Below are 19,564 nucleotides of genomic sequence, written 5' to 3'. Positions count from 1 at the left end.
AGGGGGCCGCTCGGCCGGAAGGGGGTGGGTCGACGATCAGCCGATGCGGATCAGCTTCTTGTTGACGAACTCGTCGGCCGCGAGGTGGCCCAGCTCGCGGGCCGTGCCGCTGCGCTTGATGCCGCCGAACGGGAGCTCAGGGCTGTCCGCGAGCACGAGGTTCACATAGACCATGCCGGCCTCGATCTTGTCGGCCACCCGCTCCGCCTGCGCCTCGTCCGTCGTGAAGACGTAGGAGCCCAGACCGAACGTGGTGTCGTTGGCCAGCGCGACCGCCGCCTCCTCGTCCGCGACGCGGTAGACGACGGCCGCGGGGCCGAACAGCTCCTCGCGGTAGACGTCCATCTCCGGGGTCACGTCGGCGAGCACGGTCGGTGCGAAGAACGCCCCGTCGCGCGTGCCACCCGTGAGCAGCGTCGCACCCTGGGTCACCGCGGTGTCGATCTGCTTCTGCAGGTTCTCCGCGGCGGCCTCCGACGAGACCGGACCGAGGACCGTGTCGTCGAGGGTGGGGTCGGTCGCCTCGACGGCCGCCATCGCCGCCGTGAACTTCTCCACGAACGCGTCGTAGAGGTCGTCGACGATGATGAAGCGCTTGGCGCCGTTGCAGGCCTGGCCGTTGTTGTCGAGCCGCGCGTCCACGCCGGCCTGCACCGTGGCGTCGAGGTCGTCGGTGGAGAGCACGATGAACGGGTCGGACCCGCCCAGCTCCAGCGCGACCTTCTTGAGGTTGCGCCCGGCGACCTCGGCGACCGCGGCGCCGGCGCGCTCGGAGCCGGTCAGCGAAACGCCCTGCACGCGCGGGTCCGCGATCATGGCCGCGATCTGGTCGTTCGTGGCGAGCACGTTCTGGTACGCGCCCTTCGGGAAGCCGGCGTCGTGGTAGATCGCCTCGATCGCACTCGACGATTCCGGGCACTGCGGCGCGGGCTTCAGCAGGATCGTGTTACCGACGATCAGGTTCGGCGCGGCGAAGCGCACGATCTGGTACGCCGGGAAGTTCCACGGCATGATGCCCACGAGCGGCCCCAGCGAGGAGCGGCGGATGATCGCCGATCCCTCACCGAGGATCTTGATGGGCTGGTCGGCCATGATGTCCTCGGCCTGGTCCGCGTAGTACTCCGCGATGTCGGCGGCGAAATCCACCTCACCCAGTGCGGCCTCCCGGGGCTTGCCCATCTCGCGCACGAAGATGTCGGCCAGCTCCTCGCGGCGTTCGCGGTGCAGCTCGGCCGCACGGCGCAGCAGCGCGGCACGGTCGGCGACCGTGGTGGAACGCGACCACTCGCGGTGCGCCTCGTCGGCGGCCGCGACGGCCTCCTCGATCTGCGCGTCGGTGAAGGTGTCGTACGACGCCAGGGTCTCGCCGGTGGCGGGGTTGACGACGGCGTAGTCGGTCATGTCTCTCCTCCTCTTGCCGTGCCGGTCAGGAGACCGGGATCAGCGTGTACTTGGTGGACAGGTACTCGTGGATGCCCTCGAAGCCGCCTTCGCGGCCGACGCCGGACTGCTTGACGCCACCGAAGGGGGCCGCCGCGTTGGAGACGACACCCACGTTCAGACCCATCATGCCGGTCTCCAGCGCGTCGATCATCCGCTGACCGCGCTGCAGGTTCTCCGTGAACACGTAGGAGACCAGGCCGTATTCGGTGTCGTTGGCGAGGCGTACGGCCTCCTCTTCCGTCTCGAACGTCGCGATCGCCAGCACCGGGCCGAAGATCTCCTCGCGGAGGATCGCGGAGCCGGGGACCACGTCGGTGAGAACCGTGGGCTCGTAGAACGTGCCGGTGCCCTCGAGCGCCTTGCCACCCGCGAGCAGGGTCGCGCCGCGCTCGACGGCGTCGTCCACGAGCTCGCCGGCCTTCGCCACGGCGTCCTCATCGATGAGCGGGCCGATCGCCACGCCCTCCTCCGTGCCGCGGCCGATCTTCATGCCGTTGACGCGCTCGGTGACACGCTTGGCGAACTCGCCCGCGACGTCCTTGTGCACGATGAAGCGGTTGGCGGCAGTGCACGCCTGGCCGATGTTGCGGAACTTCGCGGCCAGCGCGCCGTCCACGGCCTTGTCCAGGTCGGCGTCGTCGAACACGACGAACGGGGCGTTGCCGCCGAGCTCCATCGACACCCGGAGCACGCCCTCGGCGGCCTGGGCGATGAGCTTGCGGCCGACCTCGGTCGACCCGGTGAAGGACAGCTTGCGCAGCCGCGGGTCGGCGATGATCGGCGCGGACAGCGCGCTGGACTTCGAGGTCTGCACGACGTTGACGACACCCTTCGGCAGACCGGCCTCCTCGAGCAGCGTCGTGAAGAAGATGGTCGTGAGCGGCGTGAGTGCCGGGGGCTTGATCACCACGGTGCAGCCGGCGGCGAGGGCCGGCGCGATCTTGCGCGTCGCCATCGCGAACGGGAAGTTCCACGGCGTCACGAAGAACGACGGGCCTACCGGGCGCTGCGACACGATCATGTGCCCGGTGCCCTCCGGGTTGAGGCCGTAGCGGCCGCTGATACGCACGGCCTCCTCGCTGAACCAGCGGAGGAACTCGCCGCCGTAGGCGACCTCGCCGCGGGCCTCCGCCAGCGGCTTGCCCATCTCGAGCGTCATCAGCAGCGCGAGGTCCTCCTTGCGCGCCTGCACGAGGTCGAACGCTCGGCGGAGGATCTCGCCGCGCACGCGCGGTGCCGTCGCAGCCCACTCCTCCTGCGCGGCGACGGCGGCGTCGAGCGCGCGGATGCCGTCCGCGGGGGTGGCGTCGGCGATGGTGCGGATCACCTGGTTCGTCGAGGGATCCTTGACGTCGAAGGTCGCGCCGGTCTCCCCTTCGATCCATTCACCGCCGATGAAGAGGCCGGTGGGGATGCTGTCGAGCAGCGCCTGCTCGTTCTGAGTGCTCATGGATTCTCTCTCTTTCAGACGGACGTGGGACGACGACGGCGGCTGGGCGGAGCGTCCATACCCAGCGTCTCACCACGGAAGAAGGCCGGGCGCCGGATGGCGTTCCAGATCATCACGGCCACGCCCACCACGATGATGAGGATGCCGAGGATGAAGACGATGCCGATGCCGCCGATCTCCGACCCGGAGCCGTAGGCCGGGTCCATGGAGTCGATCAGCGTGGTGAAGAACAGGATCGCCAGGATGATGCCGCCCACCAGGGGGAACAGGAAGGTGAAGAAGACGTTCCGCGTGGAGTCGAACCACTGCTTGCGGAAGTACCAGACGCAGGCGAACGCCGTGATCCCGTAGTAGAAGCAGATCATCATCCCGAGCGTGAGGATCGTGTCCCACAGGGTGTCCTCGCTGACCACGCGCATCACGGCGTAGAACGCGGAGGCCACGATGGCCGACACGATGGTGGCGTAGCCCGGGGTGAAGAACCGGGGGCTGACCTTCGCGAACGACTTCGGGAGCGCGCCGTAGTGGCCCATCGCGAGCAGGGTGCGCGCCGGGCCGACGAAGGTCGACTGCAGGGACGACGCGGAGCTCGTCAGCACCGCGAGCGACACGAGGAACGCGAGCGGCCCGAGGATCGGCCCGGAGAGGTGGAAGAACACGTTCTCCTGGATGTCGCCGTTGCCGAGGCCGAGCTCTCCGGTGCCGACGCCCGCGAACATGATCATCGCGACGGCGAGGAGCAGGTAGAGCGAGACGATCGTGAGCACCGTGACGGTCGCCGCGCGGCCGGGGGTCTTCTCCGGGTCCTTCGTCTCCTCGTTCATCGTGAGGGTGACGTCCCAGCCCCAGAAGATGAAGATCGACAACGACAGACCCGCGGCGACGGCGCTGAACGACGAGATCGCGAACGGGTTGAACCAGTTGAGGTCGAACGGCTGGTAGTCGAAGCCGTTGCCGCTCACCGCCTGCACGATCGCGGCGACGGCGAAGAACACGAGCACGAGGATCTGGAACCCGACCAGCCAGTACTGCAGCTTCTGCGTGGTCTGCATGTCGCGGTACGACACCCAGGTCGCGCCGAGCATGAAGAGCAGGCACACGCCGATGTTGATCCAGGTCACGCCGGCGAGGTCCGCGATCTCCGCGTTCCCCGTGATCTGCGACAGCAGCAGGAACAGGAAGTCGACCGCGACGCCGGCGAGGTTGGACAGCACGAGGATCGTGGCGACCACGAGGCCCCAGCCGGCCATCCAGCCGACCCACGGTCCGAACGCCCTGGCGGCCCAGGTGAAGGACGTACCGGAGTCGGGCATGCGGTTGTTGAGCTCGCGGTAGCCGAAGGCCACGAGGAGCATCGGGATGAAGCCGACGAGGATGATCGCCGGGATCTGCGCGCCGACCTCGGACGCGGTCGGGCCGACGGCGGCCGTGAAGGTGTAGGCGGGGGCGATGCACGAAATGCCGATCACGACGGCGCCGATCAGGCCGACGGTGCCGGCGCTCAGGCCCTTCGTCGAGATTCCGGTCGTGACGCCGGATGCGGGCTCCGTCGCCCGGTTGGTGCTGCTCATCAGCGGTCTCCTGCTTCATCGCGGGTACGCGGGACGACGATCATGGGGACGGGCAGCTCGTGCAGCATCTTCGCCGCCGTGGAGCCCAGGAAGAGTCGGCGAGGCTGCGCCAGCCGGCTGGAGCCGACGAGCACGACCTCGCCGGGGAGCCAGGAGAGCCCGGCGACGGCGTCCTCCACCGTCTCGCCGGGGGCCTCCTCGACGACGGCGCCGAGACCGTCCGGCAGCCGCTCGGCGGCCACGGCCAGCACCTGGTGCGCGTGCTCGCTGCCGGCGAGGCGGATCGCGCCGGTGTCGAGCCCCGGCGGCACGTCGAACGGAACGAGGGACACCAGGCGCAGGCTCACCTCGGCGGCGCCGGCGAGGGCGACGGCCTGGTCGAGCACACCCTCCGCGCCGGGGCGGGTGCCGACGGCGACGGTGACGCGCGGGAGCACGTGGTCGTCCTGCTGCGCGAGACCGGCCGGCGCGAGAGCCACCGGGATCGGCGAGGAGTGCAGCAGCTCCGATGCGACGCTGCCCAGCCGATGCCGGCCGAAGAGTCCGCCACCGGCCGTGCCGATCACGATCACGCTGGCGTCGAACTCCTCACCCGCGGCGATGAGCCCTTCCGCGAACGACTCCGAGAAACGCACGTGACCGCTGCGGACGAGCTCCTGCGGCAGACGCACGACCGCGTCCTGCAGCCAGCTGCGCGCCTGCTTCCGGATGACGTCCTCGTAGGCGCGCTCCGGCGGCACGGCGGCGCTGCGGGTGCCCTCGGTCGGCAGCACGATCACGAGGTGCAGAGTCGCGCCGATGCTGCGCGCCAGCTGTGCGCCCAGCGCCGCCGCGTCCGCCCCCGCATCCGTCGCCGTATAGCCGACGACGACCGACCCGGTCATCAGCCGATGCTCTCGGGAGCGCCGGCCTCGCGGCGGGCGTCGACGATGTTCGCCGCGACGAAGTGGCCCATGCGGATCGCCCCGTCGACGTGCTGGTACCCCGCTCCGGCCATGTCGCTGCAGGCGAAGTGGATCGGTCCGACGGGCGTGCGCAGGTCGGCGCCGTAGCGGTGCAGGCCGCCCAGGTCGAAGCTCGCGGCGTAGGCGCCCCGCGTCCACTCCTCGCTGCCCCAGTCGCTCTCGTAGTACACGACCGGATTCTTCGCCTCGGGTCCGTAGTAGTGCGACAGCGACTCGAGGATGCGCTCCTTGCGCTCCTCGGCGGACAGCTCGAAGACGCCGTCGGCGTTCGCGTCGGACACGAAGCCGACCAGGGTGCCGCGCTCGTCGCCGTGGTTGCTGTTGTCGTACGCCTCGTGCGACAGCTCGTACGGGCTGAACGCCGTGCCGCTCAGGCCCTGCTCGCGCCAGAACGGGCGGTCGTAGACCGCGTGCACCTTGATGACGAAGCCCATCGAGAGGTGCTGGTGCAGCTGGTGCTGGCGACGCGGCAGCGGCGGGACGAAGGAGATGCGGTTGTAGAGGATGGGGGCGTGCGCGAGGATCGCGTACCGTGCCCGCACCGTGAGGTCATCGGTGGTCGCCACGACCCCGTCATCCGACCACTCCAGGCTGCGGACGGGCTGGTTCAGCAGCACGTCCTCGCCCAGGCGCTCGGCGAGGCGCAGCGGCACCTGCTGGAGCCCTCCCACGACGCGCTTGTCGAGGATGAAGTCGGCGTCGACGAGGTTCGAGTACGAGCCGGCGGAGGCCGCCATGAGCAGCGACTGCAGCAGCGAGAAGGCGTGGGTCGGCTTGGTCAGCATCGCCGAGCCGGTGGCGAACGCGAGGTTGCGCACGGCCTCATCGTCGTCGGTCTGCGAGCGCAGCCAGGCGTCCCAGGAGATCGAGTCCCACTCGGCCGCGTTCGGGTGCTCCCACGGCTTGTCCGGGTCGATCTCGGCAACGAGGGCGTCGAGGATGCCGGTGATGCGGGCGATCACGGCCTCGGTCTCCGCCGACACCGGGAACATTTCGCCCGTGAAGCGGTGGGCCTGGCCGTCCGGGCCGACGTAGACGCTGTCACCCTCGCGGTAGCGGCTGTAGGTCTCGAGCCCCAGCTCCTCGATCGTGTCCTTGAGCGCGTCCTGGTCGGGCGAGACCCACTGGCCGCCGATCTCCAGCATGGCGCCGTCGATCACATCGGTCCACAGCCGGCCGCCCACGCGGTCGCGGGCCTCCAGCACGGCGACCGACAGTCCGGCCTTCCGCAGGTCGTTGGCCGCCGTGAGCCCTGCGGCTCCGGCGCCCACGATCAGCACATCGCGGGTGATCTCAGCCATCTGCAACTCCTTCGTCGTCGGGGGATGCGGGGGAAGAAGTACCGGTCGCGTCCCGAAATCCCCCGATCCGGGGACGCGACCGGACAGTGTCAGGCGCCGGCGAGCGCCTGGGCCACGACGTCGAGGCCCTCGTTCAGCAGCTCGTCGCCGATGGACAGCGGCGGGAGGAAGCGGATGACGTTGCCGTACGTGCCGCAGGTGAGGACGATGACGCCCTGCGCGATGCACGCCTTGGCTACGGCGGCCGTGAGCGCGGCATCCGAGGCCTTCGTCTCCGGGTCCACGAACTCGGCGGCGACCATCGCGCCGTGACCGCGGACATCCCCGATGCGGGCGTCCTCGGCCTGGAGAGCGGTGAGGCGGCCGATGAGGATCTCGCCGATCTCCCGGGCCCGCTCGATGACGCCGTCGTTCTCGAACACGTCGATGGCCGCGAGCGCTGCCGCGCACGCGATGGGGTTGCCGCCGTAGGTGCCGCCGAGGCCGCCGGAGTGCGAGGCGTCCATGATCTCGGCGCGACCGGTCACGGCCGCGAGCGGGAGTCCGCCCGCGATGCCCTTGGCGGTGGTGATGAGGTCGGGCTCGATGCCGAAGATCTCGCTGGCGAACATGTGGCCGGTGCGGGCGAAGCCCGTCTGCACCTCGTCGGCGATGAAGACGACGCCGTTCGCGCGGCACCAGTCGACGATCGCGGGGAGGAAGCCGTCGGCGGGGACGATGAAGCCGCCCTCGCCCTGGATCGGCTCGATGATGACGGCAGCGAGGTTGTCGGCGCCGATCTGCTTCTCGAGCTGCAGGATCACGCGGGCCGCGGCCTCTGCACCCTCGAGCCCGTCGCGGAACGGGTAGGACATCGGCGCCCGGTAGACCTCGGGGGCGAACGGACCGAAGCCGCTCTTGTACGGCATCGACTTCGCGGTCAGCGCCATGGTGAGGTTCGTGCGACCGTGGTAGCCGTGGTCGAACGCGACGACGGCCTGACGACCGGTGTGCTTGCGGGCGATCTTGATCGCGTTCTCGACGGCCTCGGCGCCGGAGTTGAACAGGGCGCTCTTCTTGGCGAAGTCACCGGGGGTGACGCGGTTGAGCGCCTCCGCGACGCCGACGTACGACTCGTACGGCGAGATCATGAAGCAGGTGTGCGTGAACTGCGCGGCCTGCGCGGCGACGGCCGCGGCGACCTTCGGGTGCGCGTTGCCGACCGTGGTCACGGCGATGCCGGAGCCGAGGTCGATGAGCGAGTTGCCGTCGGCGTCGACGACCACCCCTCCCCCGGCCGCGACGGCGGCGACGGGCACGGTGTGTCCGACACCGGCGGCGACGGCGTCCGCCTTGCGGGCGAGGACCTCCGCCGAGCGCGGGCCGGGGAGTTCCGTGACGAGGCGACGCTCCTGGGGGAGGTCGGGGCCGCCGAGGGGGACTGCGGGTGCTGCGGTGTCGAGGAGAGCCATGTCGCGAGCGTACGGCGGCAGCGGAGACGCTCGCATTCGCCGGGGCGTACAATCGGAGAATTGATTTCGCCGCTTCGTACAACCGGAGATCGCATGGCCCCGACCGATCCACCCACGCTGTCCGCTCTGCTGCGGCGCCGCGATCTGGACCTGCGTCTCGTCTCCGCGATCGCTGATCTGCCGGAGGGTGCGCTGGACCGGCCGCTGCGCTGGGTCCACAGCTCCGACCTGGCGGATCCGACGCCCTTCCTCGCAGAAGACCTCGTCCTCCTCACCACCGGCACCCAGTTCGACGACGCGGAGGACATCGCCCCCTACGTCGTGCGCCTCGCGGAGCGCGGGGTGCTGGGGCTCGGGTTCGGCACCGACGTGCATCGCTCCGGCACCCCGGACGAGCTCATCGCGGCGTGTGCGGACCAGGGCATCCCGCTGTTCGAGGTGCCGTACCGGACGCCGTTCATCGCCGTGGCCCGCGCGCACTCCGAGGCGATCGCGGCGCAGGCCTACGCCCGGCGCACCTGGGCGCTCGACACCCAGCGCGCCCTCGCCCTCGCCGCGCTCCGACCGCGCGGGCTGGACGCCATCGTCACCGAGCTCGGCCGTCGTCTCGGAGCCTGGGCCGGCATGTTCGACGCGGCGGGCGACCTGCTCGTCGCCCACCCTCGCGATGCGGTCTCCGCGGACATCCGCGAGCGACTGGCGGCGCGGGTCCGGGATATCCTCGACCGCGGACTCGAGGCTGGGCAGTCCCTCACCCTCGATGCGCACACCTTCATGCTCTTCACCGTGGGCCGTGGCGGGCACCTGCGCGGCGTGATCGCCGTGGCGGCCGACGCCCTCGACCAGGAGGCCAGGGCCGTCGTCACCTCGGTCATCGCGATGGCGGGACTCGCGCGAGAGCAGAGCGAGCAGCTCGCTCGGGGCCGACGACGGCTGCACACCCAGCTGCTGCGGTCGCTCCTGGGCGACGACCCCGGCCTCGCGCGCCGGGTGCTCGGTAGCCTTCCCCCCGCCCCTGTGGTGGTCGCCGTGACCGGAGACGCCCCGGCGGAGCCGCTCCTCGATTGGTGGGAACGCCGCCGCGTCGAGCACGGAACGCCCGCGTTCCTCGCGGACTCCGAGGACGGCGTCGTCATCTGCGTGTCCGCGGCCGACGAGGCTCTTCTCGATGACGCGGCCACGCGCTTCAGCGCCCGCGTCGGCGTCTCGGCGCCGGAGGGGTACGACGCCTTCTCCCGCGCGCACGCCCAGGCGCTCGTCGCCCTCCGGCAACCGGGCACGGATGGCGTCGTGCACTACGCCGACACGGTCGGGTCGAGCCTGCTCACCGCCCTCGCCACGGATGAGGCCCGCCTCGTCGCGGAGTCGCGACTCGCCCCCCTCCGCGAACACGACGCCACGCACGGCACCGCGCTCGAATACGCGCTGCGCACCTGGCTCGACCACGACGCGCGGGCCGAGCAGGCCGCCGCCGCTCTCGGCATCCACCGCCACACCCTGCGCTCCCGCGTCTCCCATGCCGGTGCTCTCCTCGGGGCCGACCTGACGACCTTCCCTGCCCGGGCCGAGGTGTGGGCGCTGCTGCAGACCGCCCGCGACTGACCCGGCCCCTTCCGTCCCCGTTTCTCCGCGCGTCACCTGCACGACCCCACGACACCTGCACGACGGATCAGCCCATCCGGTCGTGCACACGGACCGAGGTCGTGCAGGCGGAACCGGGTCGTCTCAGCCGTCGAGGTTGTCGGAGACCACCTCGAGGGCGTGCACCCGGGCCTGGACCGCGTCATCGCCCCGGGCGGAGGTGACGGCCGCCGCGAACACCTCGGCGAACACGAGGAAGGCGACGCGGGAGGCGTGCTGCAGCTCCTCGCGAAAGCTCACCCCTGTGGGGGCGATCACCAGGGAAAGGGACGCCGCGTCGGTCAGCGCGGAGGACGCGAACGACGTCAGCGCGATCACCGTCGCACCGCCACGGGCGGCGGCGGTCGCCACGCGCAGACTCGCCTCGTTGGCTCCGGAACCGCTGACGATGACGCACACGTCCTGCTCCGTGAGGTGCCGGGCCGCGATCTGCTGGGCGATCGCGTCGGCGATGAACTCCGCCGGTCGTCCTGCCGCGGTGAGCCGCATCGCCAAGTCGCTCGCGATCGGGGACGACAGTCCATTGGCGAGGACGAGCACACGCCGCGCGGAGGCGGTCGCAGCGACCGCTGCGTCGACGTTCGCCGTGTCGAGAAGGCTCGCCAGCGCAGGGAGCGACGCGGCCACGCGGTCGATCTCGCCGCGCATCCGCCCGAGCACACCGGGCCCGTGATCGACCGCCGCGTCTCCGCTCCCTCCGCCGAGCTCGGCGGCCAACGCGACCCGGAGCTGCGGGTAGCCGCGGTAGCCGAAGCCCTGACACGCGCGGACGACGGTGGCGCGGCCGACACCGGCCCGGTCGGCGAGTTCCTGCGCGGTCCATTCCACGACGGCGTCGGCGGAGTCCAGGATGAGCTCGGCCACCCGGCGCTCCGCCGGCTGCAGGGTGTTCCGGACCGCGGCGATGCGGACGGTCGGCGGGGCACTAGGCGCGAACACGGGCTCGGGCTCCCTCCATGATCCGACGGCGGATCGCGCCGGATGCCGCGTCGATCAGCATCGTCACCACGACCACCACGATGAGCAGGACACCCACCGTCGACCACTCACGGTACTGGGTGTAGGAGGTGAGCATGTCACCGATCCCCCCGACGCCGATGAGGCCCAGCACGGCCGACGAGCGCACGTTGATCTCGAAGCGGTAGAGCCAGAACGACCAGAACGCCGGTTCCGCCTGCGGCCACACTCCCCATCGCAGCACCTGAAGGGTGCCGCCGCCTGCCGCGCGCGCTGCCTCGATGGGGCCCCGGGGCACGGCTTCGACGGCCTCGTAGCCCCATTTACCGAGGGTGCCGATGCCGTTGAGCGCGAGGGCCAGGGCTCCTGTGAAGGGCGTGAGACCGGTGACCGAGAGGATCACGATGGCGATGATGATCTCCGGAACCGCGCGGATGAGCGAGAACAGTCCGCGGAGCAGACTGCGCAGCCAGACCGGCCCGAAGCCCCGGGCGGCCAGCAGGCTCAACGGCGTCGCGAGGAGGATGCCGAGCACGGTGCCGACCCAGGCCATCTCGATGCTCCGCCATGTCTGCCCCAGGGCCTCCGGGAGCTTCTCCCAGTTCGGATCGCCGAACATGAGCACGGTGTAGCGCACGATCTCCGCCGGGAGGTCAGCGAGGCGCGCCCAGGAGATGTCGATCGACCAGAAGGCGAGCACGACGACGGCGGTCACCAGGCCCCATCCGACGATGAGCCAGGGGCGACGAGGCCGAGCGGGGACGGCGGTGAGCGGGACGGTCATACGAGCCTCCGTCGGATGGCGTCGGAGACGACGTCGATCACGATCACCACGATGAGGATCTCGAGGATGATGAGCGAGAGCTGGTCGTAACGGTAGAACGTACGGACGGCGTCGATGAGCAGCCCCATCCCGCCCGCGCCGACCAGTCCGAGCACGGTCGATGCGCGCACGTTGAGCTCGAAGACGTAGAGAGTCTGGTTCGCGAAGGCGGGCCAGGCGTCCGGGAGCGCGAGCGTGCGGTTGATCTGGCTCTGCGTCGCACCCGCCGCCCTGCCGGCTTCGAGGGGGCCGCGGTCGTTCGTGTCGATCGCCTCGGACACGAGCTTGACGATGATCCCGACGTTGAACAGGACCAGCGCCAGGATCCCGGGAAGGGCACCGACGCCCACCATGGCGACGAGAATGGCGGCGTACAGCAGGTCGGGAACACTGCGGACGACGTTGAGGATGCCTCGCACGACCAGCCGCACGGCCGTGTTCGGGTTCGTCGCCCGCGCGGCCCAGAAGCTGAGCGGCAGCGATACGACGGCACCGATCACCGTGGCGATGACCGCCATCTGCAAGGTCTCGATCAGTGGCGGGACCGTGCGCGGGAAGAACGACCAATCGGGCATCAGCAGCTTCAGCACCTTGTCGGCGCCGTTCTGCCAGTTGCGCGCGATCGCGTCGAGGTCGACTCCGATGCCGATGCCGGGCAGACACATGACGACCGTCACCGCGACAACACCCGCGAGGACAGCGGGTCCCTTCCAGGCGCCGGAGGGACGCGCGGGGATGTCGAGCGGCACCGATGCACTCCTCGGGGCGACGGCAGGGGCGGTCATCCGTCGAGCCGATCGTCCGGAGTGAGCGAGCGGCCGTAGATGCTCTCGTAGTCCGCATCCGAGGCGCCGGCCGCGGGGCCGTCGTAGACGACTTCGCCCGCGCGCATGCCGATCATCCGGGCGCCGTACTCGCGTGCGAGGTCGAGCAGGTGAAGGTTGACGAGCACCGTGATGCCCAGGTCGCGGTTGATGCGGCGCAGATCGTTCATCACGCCGTGCGCCGTGGGCGGGTCGAGGCTCGCGACCGGCTCGTCCGCCAGGACGATGCGGGGCTCCTGGGCCAGAGCGCGAGCGATCGCGACCCGCTGCTGCTGGCCGCCGGACAGATCGGAGGCCCGCGCGTGCAGCTTGGGCAGGATCCCGACCCGGTCGAGCGCGTGGTACGCGCGCTGCAGGTCGGCCTCGGGATAGGCGCCGAGGAGCGTGCGCCACAGCGGCGTGTGGGCCAGGCGCCCGACGAGCACGTTCTGCAGCACGCTGGCGCGCCCGGCGAGGTTGAACCCCTGGAAGACCATCCCGATGTCGCCTCGGAGCCGGCGCAGCGTGCGCGGCGAGGCGCCGCTCACGCGGTGCCCGCCGACGTCGAGCGTGCCGGAAGTCACCGGCACCAGGCCGTTAATCGTGCGGATGAGCGTGGACTTCCCCGATCCGGAGAGCCCGACGACGGCGACCATCTCGCCCGCGGCGATGTCCAGCGAGACACGATTCAACCCGACCGTGCCGTTCGGGTACCGCACGGTCACCTCGTCGAGGCGGATGGACCACGGCGTGGACGCCGCGGCCGGAGCCGCGACGTCCACCGGGTGATGCGGAGCGGACAACTTACTGCAGCCCCAGGGCCTCGGCGGCCCGGGCGACGACGTCGAGCGACGCGGGGTCGGCCGGTGCGAGCTTGGTGATCGAGTAGATGCTCTCCAGGATCGTCGAGCCCTCCTCCGTGTTCGAGAACTCCTCGAGCGCGGTCGTGATGCGCTCCTGCAGCTCCGGGGACAGGTCGGCAGACAGGGCGACGCCGTCGTTCGGGATCTCCTCGGTCATGGCGAAGACGACGACCTTCTCCCCCACGTCGGGGGTGTCCTTCTGCACGATCGTGCGGGCGTCCCAGAAGCTGAAGCCGACCTCCGCGTCGCCGTTGTAGACCGCCAGCACGGACGCGTCGTTCGCGGTCACCGGGATCTGCTCGATGTCGGCATCCGTGTCCAGGCCGGCCTCCTGCAGCGCGAGGATCGGGTAGATGTAACCGGCGGGGGATCCAGGGCCGAGGACGGCGACCTTCGCGCCCTTCACCTTGTCGATGCTGTCGAGACCCGCGGGTCCGGTCATGGCGTCGGCGCCGTTGCAGAACAGCATCCCGTCGCGGGCGACCGGCTCGTCCTCGCAGTACTTGTCGGGGTTGTTCGTCATGAACTGCGCCGGGTAGGTGATGTTGCCGTTGCGCTCCGTCTGCAGCACGACGGAGGCGTCGTACATGTCGTTCGCCTGCCAGAGCTGCAGCGACGGCAGGAAGCCGATCTGCGCCTGCCCCGCGCCCATCGCCTCGACGGCGGCCTGATAGTCCTTCGAGACGACGCCGGTCACCTCGATCCCGAGCTCCTCCGTGAGGTAGTCGGTGAGCGGGGCGGCCGTCTCGACGAGACCGTCCTGGTCCTGGGAGGGAACGAGGGCGAGGACCAGCGAGTCGGGGTCCTCGGCCGGGGCGGTGGTCGGGTCGGACCCGGCGGCGGTGCCGGAGCATCCGGCGAGCGCGACGGTCAGCAGGGCGCCGGCGGCGGCGAGGCCGAGAGCCGGGCGACGGAAGGGGGAGGTTCGCATGATCATCCTTCGATGGGGGTGGGTGAGGTGGACGGAACGGAGGAGTCGGTGGTCCGCAGCCAGGCTTCGAGCTGCGGGGCGAGCGTCGCGAAGTCGGCCGCGCGGAAAGTCGGGCTCGCGGCCGGGTCGGCGAAACCCCCGATCAGCGCGGTGGCGTGGCCGCGAGCGTGTGCGGGGGCGAGGTCGTTGCGCCACATGTCGCCGATGCTCAGGACACGGGCGCCGGACGGCAGCGCGTCGAGGACCTTCTCCATCCCCGCGGGCTTCCGGGCGTCGGTCACGATGCGGTCGAACAGCCCGGCAAGCCCCAGGTGCTCCAGCGCCTCCGGAAGGCGCACGGCGGGGGCGTTGGTCACCAGCACGCGCTCCGCCACGGAACCGGCGGTCCGAAGGAACGCGACCAGGCCGCTCGGGACCGTGACCGGTGCCGCTGCCGTGGCGAGCTGAGCGCGGCTCGCCAGGTACGCCGCGCTGAGCACGGCACGGTCGGCGCCCAGGCCGTCCGCCGCGCGGCGGACGACGTCATAACCGTCGACGGCGTCGGGGCCCGCGGCGGCGAGCGCGGTGCGGATGTCGTGGACGAAGCGCTCCGGCGCGTCCAGCGCGGTGGCCACGTGCCGGGCATAGGCGAGGACGGGCCCGTCGCCGAGCGCGATCGTGCCGTCGAAATCGAAGAGGAGGATGGTGGTCACGGGGTTCCTTCTGTGCGGACGCTTCGTCCACCATGTCCAATGGAGGTGGACAGAACGCCCACGGCGCGTGAACACCCCATGAACAGTCCGTCCACATCACTCCCGTATGGTGAACGCCGTGTCCGAACTCGCCGCCCTCATGCACGCCGCCGACCACGCCGCGACCAACGCCCCGGTCGCCGCACAGGACGCGATCGACGCGCTGCCCTGGCTCGACGCCTCGCTCCGCGCCGATGCAGACGCGGGCCGCTTCGCCGCGTGGGGCCGGTCGACCGCGGTCGATGAGAACACCGGCACGGGTGTCATCGCGCCCGCCCTGTTCGACGAACTCCATCGGCGCACGGGCCTCCCTGCGACCTGGCCTACTGGCAACGCCGGGCTCCTGCACTGCTACGGATACTTGCTCTCGCGGGAGCCCACCCCCTACGGCCTCAAGAGCGACCGCTGGTTGACCCCTGCGCTGCCCGTCGCCTGCGGACTCCCCGAGAACGCCTTCCTGCCCTGGCTCCCCGGCCCGACACTCCTGGCCCGAGCGACCGCCGCAGCCGCCGCCCTGTCCGCAGCCCCCCACAGCTCCACGGTCGTCGTCGCCGGCCGCGAGAGTCGGGTCTTTCTGAGCGCGCCGGAGGGGCCGGCCGCCCTGGCGTACGCGGTCGCACCTTCGCCGGGGCTCCGCGCGCTCCCGGTCACGCTCTTCCCCGTGACCGACGCGGCGGCGATCCTCACCGAGTTCCCCTCTCTGCCGCGACTTCGCTGGAACGCGGTGTAGTCAGCGTCGTGCGAACGTGCGCCGCTCCGCGGCGAGGAGCTGCCGGGAAGCCGCGACGTCGGCGGCAGTCCGGGCGACGAGCTCCTCGACCGCGTCGAAGCGCAGCGTCGGCCGGAGCAGCGCCACGAGCTCGACCGACAGCCGCTGTCCGTAGAGGTCGCGGTCGACGTCGTGCAGGTGGACCTCGAGACGCCGCGCCCGGTCGCCGCAGAACGTCGGATTGACACCGACGCTCGCCGTCGCCTCCCACCGTCGGTCGTCGCCGGACAGCCGCACCCACGCCGCATAGATCCCATCGTCGGGCAGCAGGCGCTCGGGCAGGGCGAGGTTCGCGGTCGGGAAGCCGAGCAGCCGCCCGCGACCGTCGCCGGGGACGACCAGGCCGGAGAGCACCGGGAGCGCCGGTTCGGTCACACGTCTGCGGCGGGCGAGATCGCGCGGTAGCGGCTCTGGTGGAACACGAGCGGCTCGACGTCGTCGAAGAGCGTCACGTCCTGGATCTCGTAGAGCGCGATCTCGTGGTCTCCACCGTCGAACGTGCTGTGCAGCCGGCAGGTGAGCCAGAGCGCGGCGTCGTCGATCAACACCGCTCCGCCCTCGGAGCGATGCCAGGCATGGCCGCCGAATCGGTCCCCTTCGCGCGCGGACAGCGAGCGGCTGAGCGGCTCGTGGTGCGCGGCGAGGACGCTCATCCCCAGCTCGGGGACGGCTCGGAGGACGGGCCACGTCTTCGAGGTGCGGGCGGCGCTGACGGCGACGAGCGCGGGCTCCAGCGAGATCGAGGTGAAGGAGTTGACCGCCATGCCGACGGCACGGTCCTCGACGTGGGCGGCCAGCGCGACCACACCGGTCGGGTAGACGGAGAAGGCGCGACGGAGAGCGCGGTCCCGCGGCAGGGCGTCGGTCACGGCAGTGGTCATCACGAAGTCCTTTCGTTAGTCAACTTTGACTAGTTTGAATCATATGCATTTTTGACCATGCAAACAACAGATTTCACGACACCGAGCCGTTAGCATGAAGCGCATGTCGACCACCCGCCTCGTCGTCCTCGGCGCCGTCAAGCAGTTCCAGCCCGTTCACGGCTACTTCCTCCGCCGCGAGCTCATGACGTGGCACGTCGACGAATGGGCGCACATCCAGCCCGGTTCGATCTACAACGCCCTCCGCGCGCTCGAGGTCGACGGCTACGTGGCGGAGAGCGGCACCGAGACCGAGGGCAAGCGCCCGGCGCGCACCACCTACCGCATCACCCCGGCCGGCGAGGTGGAACTGCAGCGCATGCTGCGTGAGAACCTGTGGAACGTCGCGGCTTTCGACACCCAGGCGATCATGACCGTGGCCTCGTTCATGTTCGTCCTCAGCCGGCAGGAGGTCATCGCCGGGCTCGAGCATCGGCTCATCAAGAGCGACGCGATCATCACGCAGAACGGCTTCGACGTGCAGGACACCCTGCGCTCGGAGACGACCCCGGAGTACGTCCGCGAGATCTTCGACCTCTCCACCGCCCGACTCACCGCCGAGAAGGAGTGGCTCCTGACGCTGCTGGAGCGGCTGCGCGCCGGGGCGTACACGTTCGCCGGCGAGACGGCGGAGACGACGGAGGCGGAACCCGCTCCCCCGCGGTGACCCGCAGGGCGCACGCGACTCAGCGCCCGGCCACCAGGGCGTTGAGGGCATCGGCGGTGAGCGCCGGGGTGGTCGCCCCGCGGTGTCGGGCGACGATCGCCCCCGCGGCACAGGCGCGCACGAGAGCGTGCTCGGTGTCTCGACCCTGGGCGAGCCCGGCGGCGAGGGCGCCGCAGAAGGCGTCCCCGGCTCCCGTCGTGTCGACGGCGTCTATGCGGAAGGCCGCCACGTGCGCCCCGGGCCGTCCCGGCCGATGCAGCGTCACACCCGCGGCCCCCTCCGTGAGCACGACCGCTCCGGCACCGGCGCCGAGGAGCCGCTCGACGCCGCCGAGCTCCGCGCACTCCGTCTCGTTCACGACCAGCACGTCCACTTCCGGGAGCAGCTCGACCGCCGCCTCGTGCGCGGGGGCGGCATTGAGGATCGTGCGCGCCCCCGCACCCCGGGCGGCCACGAGGGCCGCGGCGACCGCGGCGAACGGCACCTCGAGCTGGGCGAGCACCACAGCCGCCCCGGCGATCCCGGCCACGGCGTCCTCCGGAGTGAGCTCGCCGTTCGCCCCCGCCGCCACGAGGATGCTGTTGTCGCCGTCGTCGAAGGCCAGCACATGCGCGACCCCGGTCGGCGCGGACGCGGAGCGGCGGAGCGCGGCGTCCACGCCCGCTTCCGTGAGCGCCGCCTCCAGCACGGCCCCCGCCTCGTCCGCTCCGACGACACCGCAGAATCGCGTCGAGGCTCCGGTGCGCGCCGCCGCGACGGCCTGATTGAGGCCCTTGCCGCCGGGGAAGCGTCCCCCGGCCCGACCGAGCAGCGTCTCGCCGACGCGGGGTGGGCGCGAGACCTCGACCACGAGATCGAGGTTCGCGCTCCCCACGATGGCCACGCCGGCGAGGGTCTCAGACACGGGCCATCGTCCGCCGGAACGACGAGCCCACGTGGGACTCGGCGAGTGCGGGCGTCGGGGTGCCCATCAGCCGTTCCCGCAGCGACTGCGGCTCGGCGGCGGGGTCGGTGATCGCCCCGCGCTCCTTGAGAATAGGCAGCACCTGCTCGATGAAGTCGGCGGTCGACGCCGGGGGGATCACCGGGGCGAAGAGGAACCCGTCGAGGTCCGCGCCGTCGGCAAGCTCCATCATCCGGTCCGCCACCTGCTCCGGCGTACCCACGATGGGCCGGGCGCCTACCCCGTGCGCGTGCCAGTCGCCCAGCACGTCGCCCACCGTCTTGTCGGCGAAGCGGGCGACCTGCGTCTGCGAGAGTTCGGTGCTGAGCTCCGACATCGGCGTGCTCGGGTCGTACGACGACAGATCGAGGCCGGTGAACCAGGCGTAGGACGCCACGGTGACCTCGGGGTTCTGTGCGTCGGCGACCTCCGCATACGTGCGGCGCGCCTCTTCCTCGGTGCTGCCGACGACCGCGGCGAACGCCGACATGATCTTCACCTCGTGCGCGCCACGGCCGTTCTTCACCGCCTCCTCGCGGATCGCCGAGGAGTGCGCACGGAGCTGCTCTACCGAGCCGCTCCCCACGAAGATCGCCTCGCCGTGCTTGCCGCCGAACTCGCGGCCGGCAGGCGACGCCCCGGCCTGGAACAGCACCGGCGTGCCCTGCGGCGAGCGCTGCGTGTTGCCGTAGCCGTGCGAGCGGAAGTAGGGCCCGTCGTGCACGATGCGGTGCACCTTGGCCGGGTCGGCGAAACGGCCCGCCTTGTCGCGCTCCAGCGCGCCCTCCTCCCAGGCCTCCTCCCACAGCTTGTAGACGACCTGCATGAAGTCGTCCGCCATCAGGTAGCGCTCGTCGTGCCCGACCATCGGCACACCGAAGCCCTGCACCGCGGTGTCGGCGGTGCCGGTGGTGACGACGTTCCAGCCGATCCGGCCGCCGGACAGGATGTCGAGGGTGGCCAGGCGCCGGGCGAAGGAGTACGGCGGCTCGAGCAGGGTCGACCCTGTGGCGACGAGGCCGAGGCGAGTGGTCTCCGGGATGAGCGCGGCGAGGATGATCGCCGGGTCGAGCCGCGGCAGGTCCAGGCCCTCGACGGAGCAGATGTCCGGACGCTCGCCGGCGACGTCGGCCCAGCCCCACGCGTCGGCGAGGAAGAGGAAGTCGAACCCCGCGTCCTCGACCAGGCGCGCGGTGTCGCGCCAGTAGTCGAGCTTGTCGAAGAGATAGCGCCGGTTGTCGGGGTGGCGCCAGGTCGCGGTGCCGGAGTCGTTGGCCTGGGCGTTCTCGAAGAGTCCGAGCCGCAGGGTCTTCACGGGGTGCTGAGCGGTCATGG

At 71.0% G+C, this 19,564-nt stretch carries 19 protein-coding genes; 3 read left to right on the top strand and 16 right to left on the bottom strand.

Annotated features, from left to right (window positions below; translation table 11 throughout):
• Nucleotides 1–36 precede the first annotated feature (36 nt).
• From CYL12_RS16155 to gabT, 6 genes are all read right to left on the bottom strand, one after another.
• Nucleotides 37–1,401 carry an NAD-dependent succinate-semialdehyde dehydrogenase gene (locus tag CYL12_RS16155; RefSeq protein ID WP_101848469.1) on the bottom strand — a complete coding sequence of 455 codons (1,365 nt, stop codon included), beginning with the start codon at nt 1,399–1,401 and terminating at the stop codon, nt 37–39.
• Nucleotides 1,402–1,426: 25 nt separating this feature from the next.
• On the bottom strand, nt 1,427–2,893 hold the full coding sequence (locus CYL12_RS16150) for an NAD-dependent succinate-semialdehyde dehydrogenase (protein WP_101848468.1): 1,467 nt from the start codon (nt 2,891–2,893) through the stop codon (nt 1,427–1,429).
• A gap of 14 nt (nt 2,894–2,907) precedes the next feature.
• A complete protein-coding gene (locus CYL12_RS16145; protein ID WP_101848467.1) occupies nt 2,908–4,464 on the bottom strand; it encodes an APC family permease in 1,557 nt (518 codons plus the stop codon).
• Nucleotides 4,464–5,348: a universal stress protein gene (locus tag CYL12_RS16140; RefSeq protein WP_101848466.1), complete on the bottom strand. Its 885-nt coding sequence runs from the start codon at nt 5,346–5,348 to the stop codon at nt 4,464–4,466. Before CYL12_RS16140 ends, CYL12_RS16145 begins: the two co-directional genes overlap by 1 nt.
• On the bottom strand, nt 5,348–6,730 hold the full coding sequence (locus CYL12_RS16135) for a flavin monoamine oxidase family protein (RefSeq protein ID WP_101848465.1): 1,383 nt from the start codon (nt 6,728–6,730) through the stop codon (nt 5,348–5,350). The genes CYL12_RS16140 and CYL12_RS16135 overlap by 1 nt, the downstream gene beginning before the upstream one ends.
• Before the next feature lie 89 nt (nt 6,731–6,819).
• Nucleotides 6,820–8,181: a 4-aminobutyrate--2-oxoglutarate transaminase gene (gabT, locus tag CYL12_RS16130; RefSeq protein WP_101848858.1), complete on the bottom strand. Its 1,362-nt coding sequence runs from the start codon at nt 8,179–8,181 to the stop codon at nt 6,820–6,822.
• A 93-nt stretch (nt 8,182–8,274) separates the two neighbouring features.
• Here gabT and CYL12_RS16125 point away from each other — a divergent pair, with 93 nt between their 5' ends.
• Entirely contained in the window at nt 8,275–9,783 is a 1,509-nt protein-coding gene (locus tag CYL12_RS16125) for a PucR family transcriptional regulator (protein WP_101848464.1), read from the top strand.
• A 123-nt stretch (nt 9,784–9,906) separates the two neighbouring features.
• On the opposite strand, the gene CYL12_RS16120 is transcribed toward CYL12_RS16125, so the two are convergent.
• The 6 genes from CYL12_RS16120 to CYL12_RS16095 are packed head-to-tail and all read right to left on the bottom strand — an operon-like array spanning nt 9,907 to nt 14,891.
• A complete protein-coding gene (locus tag CYL12_RS16120) occupies nt 9,907–10,761 on the bottom strand; it encodes a MurR/RpiR family transcriptional regulator (RefSeq protein WP_101848463.1) in 855 nt (284 codons plus the stop codon).
• Nucleotides 10,748–11,563 (bottom strand): phosphonate ABC transporter, permease protein PhnE, encoded by an 816-nt coding sequence (phnE, locus tag CYL12_RS16115; RefSeq protein ID WP_101848462.1) that lies wholly within the window; start codon nt 11,561–11,563, stop codon nt 10,748–10,750. The genes CYL12_RS16120 and phnE (CYL12_RS16115) overlap by 14 nt, the downstream gene beginning before the upstream one ends.
• Nucleotides 11,560–12,387 carry a phosphonate ABC transporter, permease protein PhnE gene (phnE, locus tag CYL12_RS16110; protein WP_101848461.1) on the bottom strand — a complete coding sequence of 276 codons (828 nt, stop codon included), beginning with the start codon at nt 12,385–12,387 and terminating at the stop codon, nt 11,560–11,562. Before phnE (CYL12_RS16110) ends, phnE (CYL12_RS16115) begins: the two co-directional genes overlap by 4 nt.
• On the bottom strand, nt 12,384–13,187 hold the full coding sequence (phnC, locus tag CYL12_RS16105) for a phosphonate ABC transporter ATP-binding protein (protein ID WP_101848857.1): 804 nt from the start codon (nt 13,185–13,187) through the stop codon (nt 12,384–12,386). The genes phnE (CYL12_RS16110) and phnC overlap by 4 nt, the downstream gene beginning before the upstream one ends.
• A 22-nt stretch (nt 13,188–13,209) precedes the next feature.
• Nucleotides 13,210–14,199: a phosphate/phosphite/phosphonate ABC transporter substrate-binding protein gene (gene phnD / locus CYL12_RS16100; protein WP_101848856.1), complete on the bottom strand. Its 990-nt coding sequence runs from the start codon at nt 14,197–14,199 to the stop codon at nt 13,210–13,212.
• 2 nt (nt 14,200–14,201) lie between these two features.
• Nucleotides 14,202–14,891: an HAD family hydrolase gene (locus tag CYL12_RS16095; protein WP_199399155.1), complete on the bottom strand. Its 690-nt coding sequence runs from the start codon at nt 14,889–14,891 to the stop codon at nt 14,202–14,204.
• Nucleotides 14,892–15,009: 118 nt separating this feature from the next.
• Here CYL12_RS16095 and CYL12_RS16090 point away from each other — a divergent pair, with 118 nt between their 5' ends.
• Nucleotides 15,010–15,660 carry an amino acid deaminase gene (locus CYL12_RS16090; RefSeq protein ID WP_233486778.1) on the top strand — a complete coding sequence of 217 codons (651 nt, stop codon included), beginning with the start codon at nt 15,010–15,012 and terminating at the stop codon, nt 15,658–15,660.
• Here the strand turns inward: CYL12_RS16090 and CYL12_RS16085 are convergent, their stop codons facing one another.
• Nucleotides 15,661–16,074: a riboflavin kinase gene (locus CYL12_RS16085; protein ID WP_101848459.1), complete on the bottom strand. Its 414-nt coding sequence runs from the start codon at nt 16,072–16,074 to the stop codon at nt 15,661–15,663.
• Nucleotides 16,071–16,580 carry a flavin reductase family protein gene (locus CYL12_RS16080; RefSeq protein WP_025102351.1) on the bottom strand — a complete coding sequence of 170 codons (510 nt, stop codon included), beginning with the start codon at nt 16,578–16,580 and terminating at the stop codon, nt 16,071–16,073. Before CYL12_RS16080 ends, CYL12_RS16085 begins: the two co-directional genes overlap by 4 nt.
• A gap of 103 nt (nt 16,581–16,683) precedes the next feature.
• On the opposite strand from CYL12_RS16080, the gene CYL12_RS16075 reads away from it, so the two are divergent.
• Nucleotides 16,684–17,286 carry a PadR family transcriptional regulator gene (locus tag CYL12_RS16075; protein WP_025102352.1) on the top strand — a complete coding sequence of 201 codons (603 nt, stop codon included), beginning with the start codon at nt 16,684–16,686 and terminating at the stop codon, nt 17,284–17,286.
• A 19-nt stretch (nt 17,287–17,305) separates the two neighbouring features.
• On the opposite strand, the gene CYL12_RS16070 is transcribed toward CYL12_RS16075, so the two are convergent.
• Nucleotides 17,306–18,190: a ribokinase gene (locus tag CYL12_RS16070; RefSeq protein WP_101848458.1), complete on the bottom strand. Its 885-nt coding sequence runs from the start codon at nt 18,188–18,190 to the stop codon at nt 17,306–17,308.
• Complete coding sequence (locus CYL12_RS16065; protein WP_101848457.1) at nt 18,183–19,562, bottom strand: NtaA/DmoA family FMN-dependent monooxygenase; 1,380 nt, start codon at nt 19,560–19,562, stop codon at nt 18,183–18,185. Before CYL12_RS16065 ends, CYL12_RS16070 begins: the two co-directional genes overlap by 8 nt.
• Nucleotides 19,563–19,564: the final 2 nt, after the last annotated feature.

It is taken from the genome of Zhihengliuella sp. ISTPL4, assembly GCF_002848265.1.
In the GTDB taxonomy this organism is placed as follows: Bacteria; Actinomycetota; Actinomycetes; order Actinomycetales; family Microbacteriaceae; genus Microbacterium.
This window is presented reverse-complemented; position numbering and strand designations above follow the sequence as displayed.

What these genes read in the sequence shown, in the direction of transcription:
- CYL12_RS16135 (WP_101848465.1), bottom strand. Translation starts at nt 6,730, where the DNA reads ATGGCTGAGATCACCCGCGATGTGCTGATCGTGGGCGCCGGAGCCGCA.
- CYL12_RS16155 (WP_101848469.1), bottom strand. Translation starts at nt 1,401, where the DNA reads ATGACCGACTACGCCGTCGTCAACCCCGCCACCGGCGAGACCCTGGCG.
- phnE (WP_101848462.1), bottom strand. Translation starts at nt 11,563, where the DNA reads ATGACCGTCCCGCTCACCGCCGTCCCCGCTCGGCCTCGTCGCCCCTGG.
- gabT (WP_101848858.1), bottom strand. Translation starts at nt 8,181, where the DNA reads ATGGCTCTCCTCGACACCGCAGCACCCGCAGTCCCCCTCGGCGGCCCC.
- CYL12_RS16140 (WP_101848466.1), bottom strand. Translation starts at nt 5,348, where the DNA reads ATGACCGGGTCGGTCGTCGTCGGCTATACGGCGACGGATGCGGGGGCG.
- CYL12_RS16075 (WP_025102352.1), top strand. Translation starts at nt 16,684, where the DNA reads ATGTCGACCACCCGCCTCGTCGTCCTCGGCGCCGTCAAGCAGTTCCAG.
- CYL12_RS16150 (WP_101848468.1), bottom strand. Translation starts at nt 2,893, where the DNA reads ATGAGCACTCAGAACGAGCAGGCGCTGCTCGACAGCATCCCCACCGGC.
- CYL12_RS16145 (WP_101848467.1), bottom strand. Translation starts at nt 4,464, where the DNA reads ATGAGCAGCACCAACCGGGCGACGGAGCCCGCATCCGGCGTCACGACC.
- CYL12_RS16065 (WP_101848457.1), bottom strand. Translation starts at nt 19,562, where the DNA reads ATGACCGCTCAGCACCCCGTGAAGACCCTGCGGCTCGGACTCTTCGAG.
- phnE (WP_101848461.1), bottom strand. Translation starts at nt 12,387, where the DNA reads ATGACCGCCCCTGCCGTCGCCCCGAGGAGTGCATCGGTGCCGCTCGAC.
- phnD (WP_101848856.1), bottom strand. Translation starts at nt 14,199, where the DNA reads ATGCGAACCTCCCCCTTCCGTCGCCCGGCTCTCGGCCTCGCCGCCGCC.
- CYL12_RS16125 (WP_101848464.1), top strand. Translation starts at nt 8,275, where the DNA reads ATGGCCCCGACCGATCCACCCACGCTGTCCGCTCTGCTGCGGCGCCGC.
- CYL12_RS16080 (WP_025102351.1), bottom strand. Translation starts at nt 16,580, where the DNA reads ATGACCACTGCCGTGACCGACGCCCTGCCGCGGGACCGCGCTCTCCGT.